This is a genomic window from Faecalibacter macacae, assembly GCF_003687725.1.
Classification (GTDB): Bacteria; Bacteroidota; Bacteroidia; order Flavobacteriales; family Weeksellaceae; genus Empedobacter; species Empedobacter macacae.
The window spans coordinates 244-13,967 of record NZ_RDOJ01000013.1 but is presented as its reverse complement, the minus strand read 5'-3'; the positions used below and the strand labels follow the sequence as shown (position 1 = coordinate 13,967).

At 33.0% G+C, this 13,724-nt stretch carries 25 protein-coding genes; 4 read left to right on the top strand and 21 right to left on the bottom strand.

All coding sequences use genetic code 11. The features are described from left to right. Window positions 1-70 precede the first annotated feature (70 nt). On the top strand, window positions 71-595 hold the full coding sequence (locus EAH69_RS09735; protein ID WP_121935015.1) for a phage virion morphogenesis protein: 525 nt from the start codon (window positions 71-73) through the stop codon (window positions 593-595). Further along, window positions 595-1,104: a hypothetical protein gene (locus EAH69_RS09730; protein ID WP_147439122.1), complete on the top strand. Its 510-nt coding sequence runs from the start codon at window positions 595-597 to the stop codon at window positions 1,102-1,104. Before EAH69_RS09735 ends, EAH69_RS09730 begins: the two co-directional genes overlap by 1 nt. Here EAH69_RS09730 and EAH69_RS09725 read toward each other — a convergent pair. Beyond that, window positions 1,101-1,292 (bottom strand): hypothetical protein, encoded by a 192-nt coding sequence (locus tag EAH69_RS09725; protein WP_121935013.1) that lies wholly within the window; start codon window positions 1,290-1,292, stop codon window positions 1,101-1,103. The two genes, EAH69_RS09730 and EAH69_RS09725, sit on opposite strands and share 4 nt — an antisense overlap. Before the next feature lie 71 nt (window positions 1,293-1,363). Between EAH69_RS09725 and EAH69_RS09720 the strand changes: the two genes are divergently transcribed. Then, window positions 1,364-1,549, top strand: a complete 186-nt coding sequence (locus EAH69_RS09720; protein ID WP_121935012.1) for a hypothetical protein — start codon at window positions 1,364-1,366, stop codon at window positions 1,547-1,549. A 28-nt stretch (window positions 1,550-1,577) separates the two neighbouring features. On the opposite strand, the gene EAH69_RS09715 is transcribed toward EAH69_RS09720, so the two are convergent. The 20 genes from EAH69_RS09715 to EAH69_RS09620 all read right to left on the bottom strand — a co-directional run bounded on the left by EAH69_RS09715 (window position 1,578) and on the right by EAH69_RS09620 (window position 12,289). Further along, a complete protein-coding gene (locus tag EAH69_RS09715) occupies window positions 1,578-2,051 on the bottom strand; it encodes a hypothetical protein (RefSeq protein WP_121935011.1) in 474 nt (157 codons plus the stop codon). Between the two features lie 109 nt (window positions 2,052-2,160). Continuing rightward, entirely contained in the window at window positions 2,161-2,682 is a 522-nt protein-coding gene (locus EAH69_RS09710; protein ID WP_230466773.1) for a 3'-5' exonuclease, read from the bottom strand. A 13-nt stretch (window positions 2,683-2,695) separates the two neighbouring features. Then, window positions 2,696-2,947: a LolA-like protein gene (locus tag EAH69_RS09705; protein WP_121935009.1), complete on the bottom strand. Its 252-nt coding sequence runs from the start codon at window positions 2,945-2,947 to the stop codon at window positions 2,696-2,698. After that, on the bottom strand, window positions 2,938-3,357 hold the full coding sequence (locus EAH69_RS09700) for a hypothetical protein (protein WP_121935008.1): 420 nt from the start codon (window positions 3,355-3,357) through the stop codon (window positions 2,938-2,940). The genes EAH69_RS09705 and EAH69_RS09700 overlap by 10 nt, the downstream gene beginning before the upstream one ends. A 102-nt stretch (window positions 3,358-3,459) precedes the next feature. Then, window positions 3,460-3,780: a hypothetical protein gene (locus EAH69_RS09695; protein WP_121935007.1), complete on the bottom strand. Its 321-nt coding sequence runs from the start codon at window positions 3,778-3,780 to the stop codon at window positions 3,460-3,462. Between the two features lies 1 nt (window position 3,781). After that, window positions 3,782-4,450: a DNA methyltransferase gene (locus EAH69_RS09690; RefSeq protein ID WP_230466772.1), complete on the bottom strand. Its 669-nt coding sequence runs from the start codon at window positions 4,448-4,450 to the stop codon at window positions 3,782-3,784. Window position 4,451: 1 nt separating this feature from the next. Beyond that, window positions 4,452-4,880: a hypothetical protein gene (locus tag EAH69_RS09685; protein WP_121935006.1), complete on the bottom strand. Its 429-nt coding sequence runs from the start codon at window positions 4,878-4,880 to the stop codon at window positions 4,452-4,454. 7 nt (window positions 4,881-4,887) lie between these two features. Beyond that, window positions 4,888-5,190, bottom strand: a complete 303-nt coding sequence (locus tag EAH69_RS09680; protein WP_121935005.1) for a hypothetical protein — start codon at window positions 5,188-5,190, stop codon at window positions 4,888-4,890. Beyond that, window positions 5,187-5,375, bottom strand: coding sequence for a hypothetical protein (locus tag EAH69_RS09675; protein ID WP_121935004.1), 189 nt, complete (start codon window positions 5,373-5,375; stop codon window positions 5,187-5,189). The genes EAH69_RS09680 and EAH69_RS09675 overlap by 4 nt, the downstream gene beginning before the upstream one ends. Continuing rightward, entirely contained in the window at window positions 5,375-5,635 is a 261-nt protein-coding gene (locus EAH69_RS09670; protein ID WP_121935003.1) for a hypothetical protein, read from the bottom strand. The genes EAH69_RS09675 and EAH69_RS09670 overlap by 1 nt, the downstream gene beginning before the upstream one ends. A 112-nt stretch (window positions 5,636-5,747) precedes the next feature. Beyond that, on the bottom strand, window positions 5,748-6,413 hold the full coding sequence (locus EAH69_RS09665) for a hypothetical protein (RefSeq protein ID WP_121935002.1): 666 nt from the start codon (window positions 6,411-6,413) through the stop codon (window positions 5,748-5,750). A 1-nt stretch (window position 6,414) separates the two neighbouring features. Then, a complete protein-coding gene (locus EAH69_RS13865) occupies window positions 6,415-6,648 on the bottom strand; it encodes a hypothetical protein (protein WP_147439121.1) in 234 nt (77 codons plus the stop codon). Between the two features lie 286 nt (window positions 6,649-6,934). Further along, a complete protein-coding gene (locus tag EAH69_RS09655; protein WP_121935000.1) occupies window positions 6,935-7,153 on the bottom strand; it encodes a hypothetical protein in 219 nt (72 codons plus the stop codon). Beyond that, window positions 7,131-7,481: a hypothetical protein gene (locus tag EAH69_RS09650; RefSeq protein ID WP_121934999.1), complete on the bottom strand. Its 351-nt coding sequence runs from the start codon at window positions 7,479-7,481 to the stop codon at window positions 7,131-7,133. The genes EAH69_RS09655 and EAH69_RS09650 overlap by 23 nt, the downstream gene beginning before the upstream one ends. 14 nt (window positions 7,482-7,495) lie before the next feature. Next, on the bottom strand, window positions 7,496-8,137 hold the full coding sequence (locus EAH69_RS09645) for a P-loop NTPase family protein (protein ID WP_121934998.1): 642 nt from the start codon (window positions 8,135-8,137) through the stop codon (window positions 7,496-7,498). Further along, window positions 8,118-8,570, bottom strand: a complete 453-nt coding sequence (locus tag EAH69_RS09640) for a hypothetical protein (protein WP_121934997.1) — start codon at window positions 8,568-8,570, stop codon at window positions 8,118-8,120. The genes EAH69_RS09645 and EAH69_RS09640 overlap by 20 nt, the downstream gene beginning before the upstream one ends. Continuing rightward, window positions 8,563-9,414: an AAA family ATPase gene (locus EAH69_RS09635; protein ID WP_121934996.1), complete on the bottom strand. Its 852-nt coding sequence runs from the start codon at window positions 9,412-9,414 to the stop codon at window positions 8,563-8,565. Before EAH69_RS09635 ends, EAH69_RS09640 begins: the two co-directional genes overlap by 8 nt. 56 nt (window positions 9,415-9,470) lie before the next feature. After that, window positions 9,471-11,423, bottom strand: coding sequence for a hypothetical protein (locus EAH69_RS09630; protein ID WP_121934995.1), 1,953 nt, complete (start codon window positions 11,421-11,423; stop codon window positions 9,471-9,473). 364 nt (window positions 11,424-11,787) lie between these two features. Further along, window positions 11,788-11,997: a hypothetical protein gene (locus EAH69_RS09625; RefSeq protein ID WP_121934994.1), complete on the bottom strand. Its 210-nt coding sequence runs from the start codon at window positions 11,995-11,997 to the stop codon at window positions 11,788-11,790. Window positions 11,998-12,076: 79 nt separating this feature from the next. Continuing rightward, window positions 12,077-12,289, bottom strand: a complete 213-nt coding sequence (locus tag EAH69_RS09620) for a hypothetical protein (protein ID WP_121934993.1) — start codon at window positions 12,287-12,289, stop codon at window positions 12,077-12,079. Between the two features lie 64 nt (window positions 12,290-12,353). Here EAH69_RS09620 and EAH69_RS09615 point away from each other — a divergent pair, with 64 nt between their 5' ends. After that, the gene (locus tag EAH69_RS09615) at window positions 12,354-13,019 is read left to right on the top strand and encodes a S24 family peptidase (RefSeq protein WP_147439120.1); all 666 of its coding nucleotides are present in this window, start codon (window positions 12,354-12,356) and stop codon (window positions 13,017-13,019) included. Window positions 13,020-13,724: the final 705 nt, after the last annotated feature.

Here is a 13,724-nt window from a genome sequence, read left to right as displayed (position 1 = left end):
AGGAAAGCCGAGAAGTTTCATTACAAGACAAATATACAAATTATTTAAACACAATTTAAAAACCTTTTAAATGGCAGTTAATCAAACACCTGATTTTGCGAAAATGGCCGCAATGGTAATGGATGAATTAGCCGTGGAAGTAGCAGACTATGCACAACGTTTTTTTAAGAATTCGTTCAAGGACCAAGGATTTACGGATTTATCATTTATCCCTTGGGTGAAGCGTATGGATAGCGAACCGCATTTAATTCTGATGAAGTCTGGCGCGTTGGAAGATTCGATAAAAATAACGGAAGCAACCAAAACAAAAATTGAGATAACCGCTGGCGAAGGTTTGCCCTACGCCAGCATTCATAATACAGGCGGAACGATACAGGTTAAAGTGACAGCCAAGATGCGCAAATTCTTTTGGTATATGTATTCGAGTACAGGACAAGGGAAGTGGAAAGCAATGGCTTTGACTAAAAAAGAATCATTTCTCATAAATATACCACAGCGCCAATACATAGGCGAATCAGCAACTTTGTCGCAAGACATTGACGAGATGATTATTTGGAAAATTCAAAATGTACAACAACAAATATTACCGAAGTAATGCAAAATTGGAAAGATTTATACCTCGAATTAAGTGACAAAATCAACGAGAATTTAAGCGATATCCGTTGGATTGATTTATGGCACAACCAAGTAAACTTTTTGGAAACCGAACATCCATTTCCTACTCCTGCAGTATTCTTAGCCTTTCGTTCAAAAGCAATTGATGATGTAGGAAATAATGTGCAAAATCTAACCTTGCAAGTAGATGTGTATTTGTATTTTGAAACATTTTCTGATACTTTTCGTGGAAGTCACAACCAAGAAAGCGCCTTGGATTTCTTAACGAATTTAAACGACATCTATGCGTTGTTACAAGGATCAAGCGGAGAAAATTACAGCAACATGAGACGAACAGACATACATCCAGTTGATACAGGAAATGCTGGTAATCTTTACCGACAAGTTTTCGAATGTGTGTTGATGGATTATGCGGCTTGTAAAATTTATGATGACACTACAGCAACAGAACTTATAATAGATAAACAAAACAACCGCTACATTATTTAATAGCGGTTGTATATTATTTTCTCTATAGTTGTTGGTGCTTTATAATATCGAGCAGCCAACTCACAAAAGATAAATTTATCTGTTAATTTTTGCACTCCATATTTAGAACAAGGCATACTCATACGCTCGTAATCCTTACGGATATCGCTATGTAATTCTATAGTAACTTGTTTAATTGGCTTTGACATATCACAAAAATAATAAGACTTTCTTTAATTTACAAAAGTTGTTTTTGTACATTTATCTAAATATAAAAGTTATGGATATAAGTTACGCTGAAAAAGCTATGGAATTTGTTTTTGAACAAAAATTCAAAGGAATAACATTAACTGAAGAACAAATACGAGAGGTTATGGAACAAGCTAAAAATGGTGTAAGTAAAGAAAATTTCACATTTACTAAAACTAAAAAAGCTTCATGGTTAAAACGTTTATTCAAAAAATAAACCACTCAAATTTGAGTGGTTTTATATTTTACATTTTTAAATTTTCTATTTGCCAACCATCTAAACGGTCATATAACACAAACTTAGTGTTTGGTGTTGTCGATTTTCGATTTTCAGAAGATTGTTCAATTTTTGTTACTTCAGCTGAAGGATCAAAATATTTTTTCCAAATAGGATAAATTTGTTCTAAAGATAAAAGTGTTGTACTCTGATATCGGTAAATATTATCTTTAAACCAAAACTCTACAAAAAAACATTTATCACAATTTCTAATATCACGTAAATCATCTTTCACATCTGCTTCAGATAGCGTTGGATCAACAAAAATAAATCCTAAAATCGGACGTTGTTTTGATTTTATTGCTTTATAAAATTTATAGTCTTTTTGATTCAAATTATTAAAATCATTTGCAATCTGTGAGGCTTGAACCGAATCTAATTGATTTAAATCTTGCCCAAAACTAAAAACGGATAAACAGATAAATAATAAAAGTGATTTCATTTGTTTGATTTTTACAAATTTACATTATTCTAATTAATAACAATACGGTTTTCCGTAAAACAACAAAAAGCCACAAAGCATCAACTATGATACTCTGTAGCTTTTTCTATTAATCAAACTTCAATTTCTTATAAATCTTACAACAATACTTTATTTGGTGCATACAGTCCGAAATAGGATGATGTTTTGTACCAACAAAAGGCTCAGCCTTTTTGATTTCAGGCGCAAAATGAACTAAGGTACGAACATCTCTCTCATTAAAATGATTCCAAGGCAATGGAAAATCTATGGCTTTGTAGGCGTTTCGAAGTATTTCACAATCAAAGTTGATTCCATTTGCCCAAACATAATCGGTCTCAAACTCAAAGAAAAGATAAAAATCTTGCAAAGCTTGTAATAGTTCCACACGATCTTCTGTTGTTAGGAATTGTTCCTGTGCTTCTTTGCCTTGTTTCATCCACCAATCTACAGTATCTGCATCTACTCGCAAACCGTAATCTATACAGCTTTGTTTGTCTATCTTGAAATAAACCGAATCGCCAACAATTCCTGTTTCTAAATCAAATCTTACAGCGGCAATCGAAACTAAGGCAGCATCATTTGATGTTGCCAATGTTTCTATATCTATCATCACGTGGTTCATATTAATCAATTAAAAATTTAAATTTATCATCATCCAAATCAATAGTTCTATATACTTTCATCCCAAATAAAGTAAAGTTAATAAAGTCAAAAGCATTAAATCGATCAGGAAACCTATTTCTTGAAATTCTTTCAAATTGACGAACTGTATCAATATTCATCATTATTCCTTTTGGTTTTATATGATAATTCACAATGAAATTTCTAACCTCTATTTGAACATTATCACAATATAAATCATAATCTACTCCCATCTCTTTTGATTTAAATAAGTTTCGGCATACGGCATTGCTGTACCATCTTTTTTCTTTTTATCACGTTCCACTGGTAGATGAAGTAAAGCGGCTAACTGTTCTAATGGCTTTAACTTTTCGTATTTTTTCTTCGCCATAGATTTGGTTCCGTGTTTGCCGTATTCTTCCCAAAAGCGGTCAAAACTTAAATCAGCTGGAACTTCTTCTACTTTAAAATTACCTGCCTTATCTATCCATGTTTGCATCATATCTAAGGTTGAAGGTAAATTCGTATAAAAGAAATTAGCTACAGCACGGCTTGTATTAGAAATGTTAAGCGAGAAATTAATTAGAAAACCGTTTAAATTATATTCATAAACCACTTCACCTGTAAATTGCTCACTCGTCACGATGTACTTCTTTCCTTTCATTTTTATTAATTAGTCTAATGGTGATTATTAAATCTTTTATCTTTTCTGTAAAATAGGCTATTGAAATCCCTAATAATACTCCTTCTAATATTGGTCCCGGTATCATAACTGAATGTGTATTTGATCTGCAATTTTTAAAACAACCATATTTATATATCCGTCGTCACTCCCAATTGTCTGAAAATCTCTAAGGATAAAATGTAAGGCATACGCTTGATGATATTTTAATCCAATTTTAAAGACTTTGGAATTCATTCTTTCAGTAATAAACTTTTTGAGCATCTTATCAGCCAATTCGATAATGATAGATTCCACCAATTTAGTTTCTGGAGTTGGTAAATGCTGTTGATTGATACGGCTTTCTATGATTTGATTAACCACATTCAACTCCTCGTTTTTTAGGTTTAATTTTACTTTTTGCATATTAAAATACTTTTAGTTGCGATGTATGATTACTGATTCGTTCTATTGCTTTATTGAAATATTCTTTATCTAACTCACAAGCTGTTAACTCGAAGCCATAATCGTGACACGCTATTGCAATACTTCCTGAACCTAAATGCGTATCAAGTATTTTATCACCTTCATTAGCGAATTTATCTGATAGCCATTTATAGAGATCTACTGGCTTTTGAGCAGGATGAATCTTAGCGTTAACTTTAGCTAGTTGAATATTATTAGCCACTTTATTACAAGAACTTGCAAATGTTTTACGAAAAATCATAGCTTGTTTATTAGTAAATGAAGTATAAGCTAATTCATACATCGAGAAAGTTACGCCTTCGGGCTGTCCTTTATCCCAAACAACCCAATTTTTAGATGGAGGAATATGCTCAGTAAAATAGTTAGCTCCCCAAATGATTTGATTTTTTGATACTCTGAATAATTCTTCAAAATATTCTTTGCCTGCAGGTTTTAAATCCCAATTCTTTTTTGAATAATTTGTTATTTTTCCTTGACCCTTTTTTTGACCAATTGAACCGTTTCTATTAGCTATGTTAATTCCATATTCAGGATCAACAATAGCTAATTCAAAATAATTATCAGGATAACGTTTCATTAATTCCATATTATCCTCATTAGTTATTTTCATCCTATTTCCATTTAGATTTCACCATATTTTCTAATGCTTTAATGACTTTCGAGATATCCTCGTAATTCATATCCTTTAATTTCTTATCCTGTACAGGACATCTTGCAGAACGAAACCAACCGCCTAAGCGTTCTAAACTTGCAAATCCTGTCTTTTCATCTATCCAATCTAATTCTTTGGCTAAGGATAATATTTTCATGTGTCGAGGATTGTTTTTATCAAAGAGCGCATAAGAAGTGTAATCTGCAACTCTACCAGTCGTTAAGTAAGTTATTACGTCGTCAGCTTCATTTCTTGAAAGGTCTTTTGTAGATTTTACCTCTCTAAAAAGAAACTCGGAAAAGAACTCCAACCGCTCGTCACGGTTAGAGAATTTTCCACTACAAATCGTTTGAATGATTTGGATTTGTTTTGGGTTAATTGTTGTCATAGTATAGTCAAATAGGTTCGAATGAAACAATTTTGGAAGCATATTCAATAGCTTCTACAGGATCAGTAATATTTAACCATACAAAACAAAAACCTGTATAAACACAAAATCCTTGATTAATTCCTGTACTGCCGATTAGTAAAGCTGGTAAATCTTCCTCAGCTAAACCGTTTTCATTCATCACCTCTTGTTTAATATCATCTTTAATTAAACATTTTGAATAATAAAACATTTGATCTATACCTTCTTTTTCAAAACCAAGCGGTAAAAATGTTGCATCATTTTTTTTATAAAAATCTTCTTTTCTCATTCTTGTATATTTTTAAATTTAACTTTAACTCCGTTTTGAATAGCCTTTAAATGCTTTTTAAACAGTTCAATTTCGAAGTATTCAAATTGTACTTCAGGAATCCATTTTCCTGATTCGGATTGATAAACAGCCTTGCCGTTTACTAAATATCCTTGCTCGGAAAGTTGTGTGATTTGGTTTGGCATTATAAATTTTCATTTTCTTCGCTTTTCTTCATGTACTGAAAACAAAGCTGGTTAGCTATATAATTAAATTCTAAAAGGTTTTTATCTTGACCTGTAAGTTTTTTAAAAACCATTGTTGGAACATGATTTGCCACAACATGGATAAATGAAGTCAAGTCTTCATTTATCATCTTATTGATACTATCATCTTCATTAATCAACTCATTTAAAGCTTCTAAAATCTTATAAGATGCTTGTAATCTTTTTTCTTCTATATCCATAATTAATCGTGATTTTGGTTATTTCTTTTACTAATCGTTATCGCAACAAGAACTGCAATAAATAGCCACCATGTTCCTATGATGATGGCTATTGGTTTTAAGATTTCTATCATTAGTCAATTGAAAAATTAAAGTTGACACGTCTGATATTACCTTCTCCAAAATCAACCATTTTGTAACCTCGTGCAAAACGTGAAGTTCTAATATCAATCAAAGCCTTGTCGATGATGTCCATTCCTTCAGAGAACAATTCGCTGTTAGCACGATCACGCATTTTGTTTAATTCTCTAACCTTACGAGGATCATAGTTTCCATTCGCATCTGTTTTAAGAGCGATTTCTAAGAACTCCATCAAAATCTTTTCGTTTTCTGTTTCACCTGCAAGGCTCGACATATACTCTCGTATTTTTACGATTCCTTCGCCCTCGGTTCCGTTGAATGTTGGTTTTACATTCCAACCAACTTTTATCGACGCAGAACCATCATCAAGTGTAAAAGTGTGCGAATCTTGCTCACGCTTTTTATTTCCGTACACTTCAGCTCGTAGTTCAATTGCTGGTTCTATGTGTTTGAAAAGATTCAGTAAACGTTCCTCCACATCATCACGTTTATCGATGAAAAAAGGCACTTCAGATAGAACCACATCATTCTCTAATTTTTTAAGCAAATCTTTGTCTTGTTGTTTTTTTGCTTTTTCCGCTTTATCCTTTTCTTTGATTTGTTTGTTTAAATCCGCTAACTGTTCTGGAGATAACTTCTCGATGTCTATTGCTGTCATATTATATTGAGTTTTTGTTTGATTTTAATTGATCTATCGCAGCTTCTACTGCTGACATGCGTGAGTGTGCTTCCGCACTTGCATTTAAATACCTTCTATTAAGTGATGGTAAATCTTTATTAGAATTATGCTTGATTCTTTTCAGAATAATTCCTCTTATTTTGTTTGATTTTCGACAAACTCTAAAAGTTCGTTTGATGAACCTGCGATTACTTAGTTCGATTGAATTTTTCATTTATACTATTTTAAATAATTCCACGATTCTTTGATTTTGGTTTCTAAAAGAACAAACCCACCTTTGTCTATATTCTCAACCCAAGTGAAATACTTTGGTTTATAATTCTGAATTTTAATCTTCAGTAGAAGATCTTTTATCTTCGTAAACAAATCAGTTGGTAATACTTGGTCTCGATGAATTACTTTATGAATTAAGCATCGTTCATACAAGCTAAACACTTGTCTTACATTGGTATCGTAATTGAGCGTTAGTAATAGTTGCTCATTTGTAAATTTTATTTTCATTAGATCAGTACGCCTATTTGTTGATATATTTGAGTTGGTACTTTATTATCGATGGTTTTTAAACCTAAATCTTTCATTTCCTTTAGCTGAAAGGCATATAATGCAGCTTCTTTAATTGCTGTTCCTTTCATAGGATCGTTTGGATTTTTCTCTATCCACGCATTCAGTCTTTCAATGCGTTTTTCGTGTTGCTTTTTACTTAGATACTGTTTGTCCATTGTTTAGCTTGTTAATTAAGGTTGCTGGATAGTAATCTTCTATTTCTTTGGTCATCCATCTAAAAACCTGAAAGACTTCCATTGGATTAAAACCACCTGTCAAAAAATCTCTATTTTCTTTGTAGAAGCGTTGTTCTATTTTTCGGTATTGGTTCTGATACCAGTTCCAAATTGCTTCGCTTCTTGTTATTTCTTCAAGTAATGCATTTTGTATTTGTGCTGTTCTAAAAGCCCATACTTCAAATGCTACTCGTGTTTCATTGCGGTACTGTATAGTTGATAATTGCAATGCCGCTTGTATTGTTATTTTAATCTCCTCGTAATTCATAGTGTTGTTTTGTTTTAGATAATTTCTTTCCAGTATTTTGCAGCCTTTTCAGGCCAAATCGTAAAAGGTTGACCGCCTCCATTTAGTCGGCCCGACGGAAACATTTTATAACCTTCAATCCAAAGCTTCAAATCCACGTCGTAACGGATATCATCAGCTAATGCTCCTTTTGGTTCTTTTCCTTTCGCTTGAGAAACCCAAATAATTCCTTTGCCTTTGTCCTGCATCAACTCTTTTAATTGGTAGTATTGATTTTTAGTAATGCGTGTATATTGGACAGAATCTATAATCAGGAATTGTGGCGATTTTGGTTTATTCATTCGTTCAATCATATCTTCGAATGGTTCTCTATCTAACAGAATAAATGAGTTTTCGCATTCATCCATAAAAGTTCGGTTAATGGTCATCTGCATCGTATGGCTTAATCCTTCTTCTAGTGAATTGTAAGCTACTTTACCGAACTTGGTAAGATACTTTGCCAGTTGCATTGCAAAAGATGTTTTACCGTTGCTAGAATTACCCCAAATGATTGCAGAGAATGCTTTATCTGGTTTACCGAGCGAATCAAAGAACTCGTTTTCAAATGCTAATGGCGAAAACTTTTTTGTGGTAATATTTGAAATTGAAAACGCTCTGTTACTTTTCTTTTTTGCCATATAATCGCTTGTATATACAATAGGTTGCGTTGGTAAATGGAAAATCTTTTATAATATCTTTCATCTTCTCTCCGCTCGCTAACCTTTCTTGAATTTCTTTATGATTTTCTTCTGTTACTTTTCTGTGCCTAATGGGATTAATTTTCATTCCTCTCTTCGCCCAATAGATATTAGTGTAATGATCTCCTTTAGTGGGATCTATTAAAGTAGCGGATAAACCCTTATTCTCTGCTAAGCCATGAAAACATTCACACACTAATCTAGTTATTGTAATATTTCTGGATAAAAAGTTTACATTCCGTCTTACTCTCTTTGTTTCAGCGACATAAAACTCTTTTATCGTCAGTTTATTTCCGTTTAACAAAACTTCAGTGCCGTCCTCATTAACTTTCAAGCCATCTATAACTGGATGATATCGAAACTCCTTATTCATTATTCGCTCGTTTATTTGCTATTACTAATCTTTTTACTCTTCGGATATCACCATCACAATCCTTTGCAATGGCTTTAATTGACTTGTCGTCTGAGACTCCGTTCATTTCACAAACTACTTTTACATCTGCAAAACTTGTTTGTTCTAATTCGATAAATCGAAGTCCAATTCTCGAATAAATTTCACGATAACCTTTCTTTTGTGCCGCAACACCTCTTACAATACGACGCTCTAGGAAGTGAGTGGCCATCAACATGATACCTGCGTGATCTTCCAACTCGTTAAAAAGTGTAATAAAGAATAGTAATACATTATCCTGAAGTTTATCAGCTTCGTCTAAAATAACTAACGGTCTGTCTATTGCTTTTAAAGTAAGCACTACCTTTTGCATCATTTCTGGCATTGTTATACCATCAGTTTCTTTCCCCATCTTTGAAAGCAATTCTTTCAAAAACCATTTCTTATCCCAATAGTCGCTACAGCTTAATCGAAAAACATTCATATTATCTGCTTCGTATTGTTTTGCAGTTGATGTTTTACCACTTCCTGCATTAGCTGTTACCGCCATTACTAAACTTAACGCCTGTGCATCGCCAAATAATCGCAATAATGTTTTTGCATTTGTAGTTTCAGCAAATTTCCATTCGTTAGTGCCTATTCCTAAGAATGCAGAAACTTTACGCCACATTTCGTCGGCAATATTTTCCCAGTTATGATTTCTCATTTGGCTTAATGTTGCCGCAGAAACACCTACCATTTCGTTAGCCACTTTGTTTTGTGAACCCTTCTGTGCTATATATCTTTCTAGCTCTTCTACTACTACAAACTTGTCTTGTTGTGTCATTTTATTATCTTTTAATTATTCTTTAAATAGTGTTTAAACATTGATTAAATAAGGCTTTACCACTTTCCATGATACTCATCTATATCAGCTTGCATTTGTTCTTCTTTCGGAAGTTGCCCTTTGAATTTCATGTTCAATTCTTGGTCTGCAATCAATCCTTCTACAGTTACACCTGCACGCTTCATGATTTCTTCTGCTTCTGCTAAATCTCTTTTGAATTCGTCCTCACGAACTGCAATATCCTTTAACATCTGATCGCGCGAATGTTCTTTCATCAGCACTGGTATCTGTTGGTAGGCTCGTTTTTTCTCGGCATAAGCCACAAATCTTTTTTCACCTGTAGAAGTTGTTTCGTATAAGGCAATGAACTGATCTAATTGTTCAGGATCATAGCGTACGATTAACTTCTCACCAACATACTTGCGACGGAATTCTGTATCAATCTGTCCTTCCTCGTCGTACACTTCGTATAAATAATCTTTACCTTCAACTGTCATTGGCATTCCATGACCGTAATACTTCTTAGGCTTCGATTCATCTACCCAGAATAAGCTTAATTGATCTGACCAATCAATCTCACTTCTAAATGGAGCATCTTGCGCATACAAATCATTTCTACAAATCGTCATATCACGTCTACATTTTGAATTCCATTGCATCACAGCCAATTCAAACCATTGCCACAACTCTTCTTTTGTTGGTAATGCACCTTTAAACTCGATTAAGAAATCAGTATTTGGTTTATTATCCTCTTTACGAACCTTTATTGATTGTTTGTCAGAGAACCACATCTTACCAATTACTTGTTGTTGTAGGCGGTTAAAAATCTGCTCAGCAGGCGATCCTGTTTTACGACCAACCATGTGTGGATAATGCGTTCCTTTTTCAGGCATCAAACGATCATATAAATCTTGCATTTTAGCCGATTTGTGACCCGATTGATTATCGTATGTAAATAAATAAGGCCTTGCACCTGCTTCGTTTACTGCCATCTTAATCGCTCTAAAGTGGGCCGCATGATTTTCGGTGAAAGCGATATCCCACCCGATAATCTTTTCTGAATAAACATCAAACACAATATCAATTTTCATTGAGGCTGCCATTTTCTGTTTGTTATCTTCATAATGCACCCAATCCAGTTTAGTACCATCAATCGACCACCAAGAGTTTGGAAAAAACTCCGCACGATCTCTGGAAAGTGAATGCCCATATTTTTTCATATACGCATCTTTACCGTGACGTGCCGCATACCATTTGCGCATTTGATCAGGTTTATTTAGCCATGTTAACACTGTTTTTTCAGCAATCGACTTCCAACCATTTTTCTCACGAACTTCATTGTACACATCCATCACCTCAGGAACCGAGTATTTAATCGGCAAACAATATTGCGCTAACAGAAAGTCTGCAATATCTCCTGTTATCTTAACCGTATTCGTGTTTAGGAACTTCCCTGAGACATTCGCCTCATAACCATCGTTTAAATACTTTCTAAAGGCTCTTTTAAACGATAATTCATTCTTGTATCTCGTGTGCAACCAGGTTGTTGGTAAATTTTGAATAGCTTCTAACATTTTAGACCACATTTTGGTTTTACCTCCAAACTTGCGTTGCACAACCACATTAGTGGCAACATGATTAACTGCATTAAAGATTGTTGCTTGGTGCGTGTATTCCTTTTGCTTTTCCTCTGGAAGATTAGAACCATCTTCCAACAAATAAGATTTGTAGAACTTTTCAGCTTCCATATCATACTCGATATAATCCGCCAATACTACATATCGCACTTGTTCGTATGGATCACCAGCCAAAGCCTTAATCTTCGTTTTAAAACGATCAGGAATACTTTCATAAGCAACCAATGCACGACGTCCGTTACCACCAGTCGTCAGCTTTTTTAATTGCCCTCTATTTATCATAGCATCATAATTTGACTTAGTTATGATCTTTGCATCATCATAAAGCCAAACAGCAGCTACACATAATGTATTCTGGTAATATTCAAACATTGTTTTGTTTTATTATTTGTTCCCGCTCACGGCTCGAACGTGAGTGCTTTCCTATCGGGAAAAAAACATTATATTTAAGCTTCTAATCAAAAAATATAATGTTATGAGTTATTATAATGGAGAATACGAGCATACTTTTTTTATTATAGTTAAGTCCGATTCCCACGAAACCACACTTCGATTTATGAAAAAACTTAAAAATGCTATTGATCCTTGGTTTTTTCAAATCACTCATCAAAACGAGCATAAATCTGCCAGAAAAGGTGATGTTCTAAGAAGAGATTTATATATTAGACACGTTGCTTATCCACAAGATATCATCATATTTAATGAAATGCTGAGAACTCTAATCTGGCATTATAATTTACATTTCGACATCGATATTAGGATAGATGATAGGGGAACTATCCCCGAGGATAGTCGAAGAAATTTGAACAATTAACACATCTAACTCCTCTACTGCCAAATCACATATTTCGCTAATTGGTTTATCATTTTCAATTGCCATAATTGCTTGATTAGCTTTTTCTGCTAACTCATGTAGCAATTCTTTTGCTTTGTTTAAATCTTTCATTTCTATTATTTATTTATGTTAACTACTATATCTGCAAGCCATAATTCAATGGCTTGTACTTGTATTTTTGTTAGATCTCTCATATAATCGGATTTTTTTTAAAATCTTTTATAGCACGTAAACTTGCACCCGCAAGCTCTTTGTACTTCTTTTCTATCGTTTGTGCAGTAAGGCTATGCTTATCTTTACGAATGGCTTGTCTTACAAATGTTGTTGATACTCCAAACTCTTCTGATAAAGCTTTTACGACTTCTGTATTATAACTCAGTCTTTTTTTTATAGATTTGTCCATTGCTTATTTTGTTTCTATTACAAAACAAATATATAAACAATTATTGATATTAAATAAACAAAAGATGATTGAAATTTTAAATATTAATGAAAGAATATCGTATATAATTGATAATCAATATAATGGTAATCAAAAAAAATTTGCTGAAAATATTGGTTTTTCAGCGCAAGTAATATCAAATATTGTTTCAGGTAGAAAGAGTAAACCAAGTTATGAGGTTTTAAACGCCATTGTATCAACAAATGTTTATATAAATTCAGAATGGCTTCTTACTGGGAAAGGAGATATGTTAAAACAAGATTTAATTTGCGATAAAGAACCTAAAACAGATTATATACCATTAATACCGATAGAAGCAATGGCAGGTAAAGGAAATAACGGATCTGTACAAATTCTGCAAAAAGATATAATTGGAGGTTATGTAATTCCAGAATTTACGCAACGTGGTGTAGAATATATCATACGTGTTAGTGGATCAAGTATGTACCCAAAATACAGTAGTGGTGATTTGTTGGGTTGTAAAACAGTTAATGATACTTCATTTTTCCAATGGGGCAAAATATATGTATTAGACACGGATCAAGGTCCTATGGTCAAACGTTTATTCCCTACAGATAAAGAAAATGTATTAGAATGTAGAAGTGATAACAAAGACTATCCACCTTTCCCTATAAATAAAGATTCTATTTACAAAATTGCAATTGTTATAGGCGTTTTGCGCTTAGAATAACATAACATATTGACTACAAAAGAGATAATTAATATATTATTTTAATTTTAAGTGTATTATCCCTATGCTTATCATTAATATAATAACGTTTTACACACTTTAAAGGTATTATAACTACTTTTAAAATACATTTCAAAACCTATTTTGTATGTCCAACTGTATGCCCAACTGTATGTCCAAAATCTTTTTTTTAAATAAAATATAGCATCAGCAGATCTACGCAAAAAAATATAAAAAAGCCCTTTAAACAGTCGTCTAAAAGGCTTTTAATATTTCATAATACCGCTATAATAGTAGTTTTAAGCAGTATTTCAGGTTATATTGGTATATACTTTCGTTAAATGGTATTTAAAGGCATTTAGAAAGGTAATTAAATAGTAGTTAAATGTAGATAAATATACTTTTCGTTAAGAGTTGGAGAAAAGGCTTTTTTTGCTTTAAAGCTTCTATTTATCGGGGTTTTCAGGCTTTTTTTATTTAATATACTTTTATACTTTTCGTTCTATCCCCTATATTACAACCCACTCCAACAAACTTTAATGTTCCAACTGGTTGTGAATTCCTTTCAATTTGGTATTTTTACTAAAGCAATTACAACTAAAGCAGTATTAGCGCTTTCACCATAAGCGTTGTGAATTCCTTTCAATTTGGTATTTTTACTAAAGCAATTACAACATAATACCGAATACGAAGCATTTAGTTTAC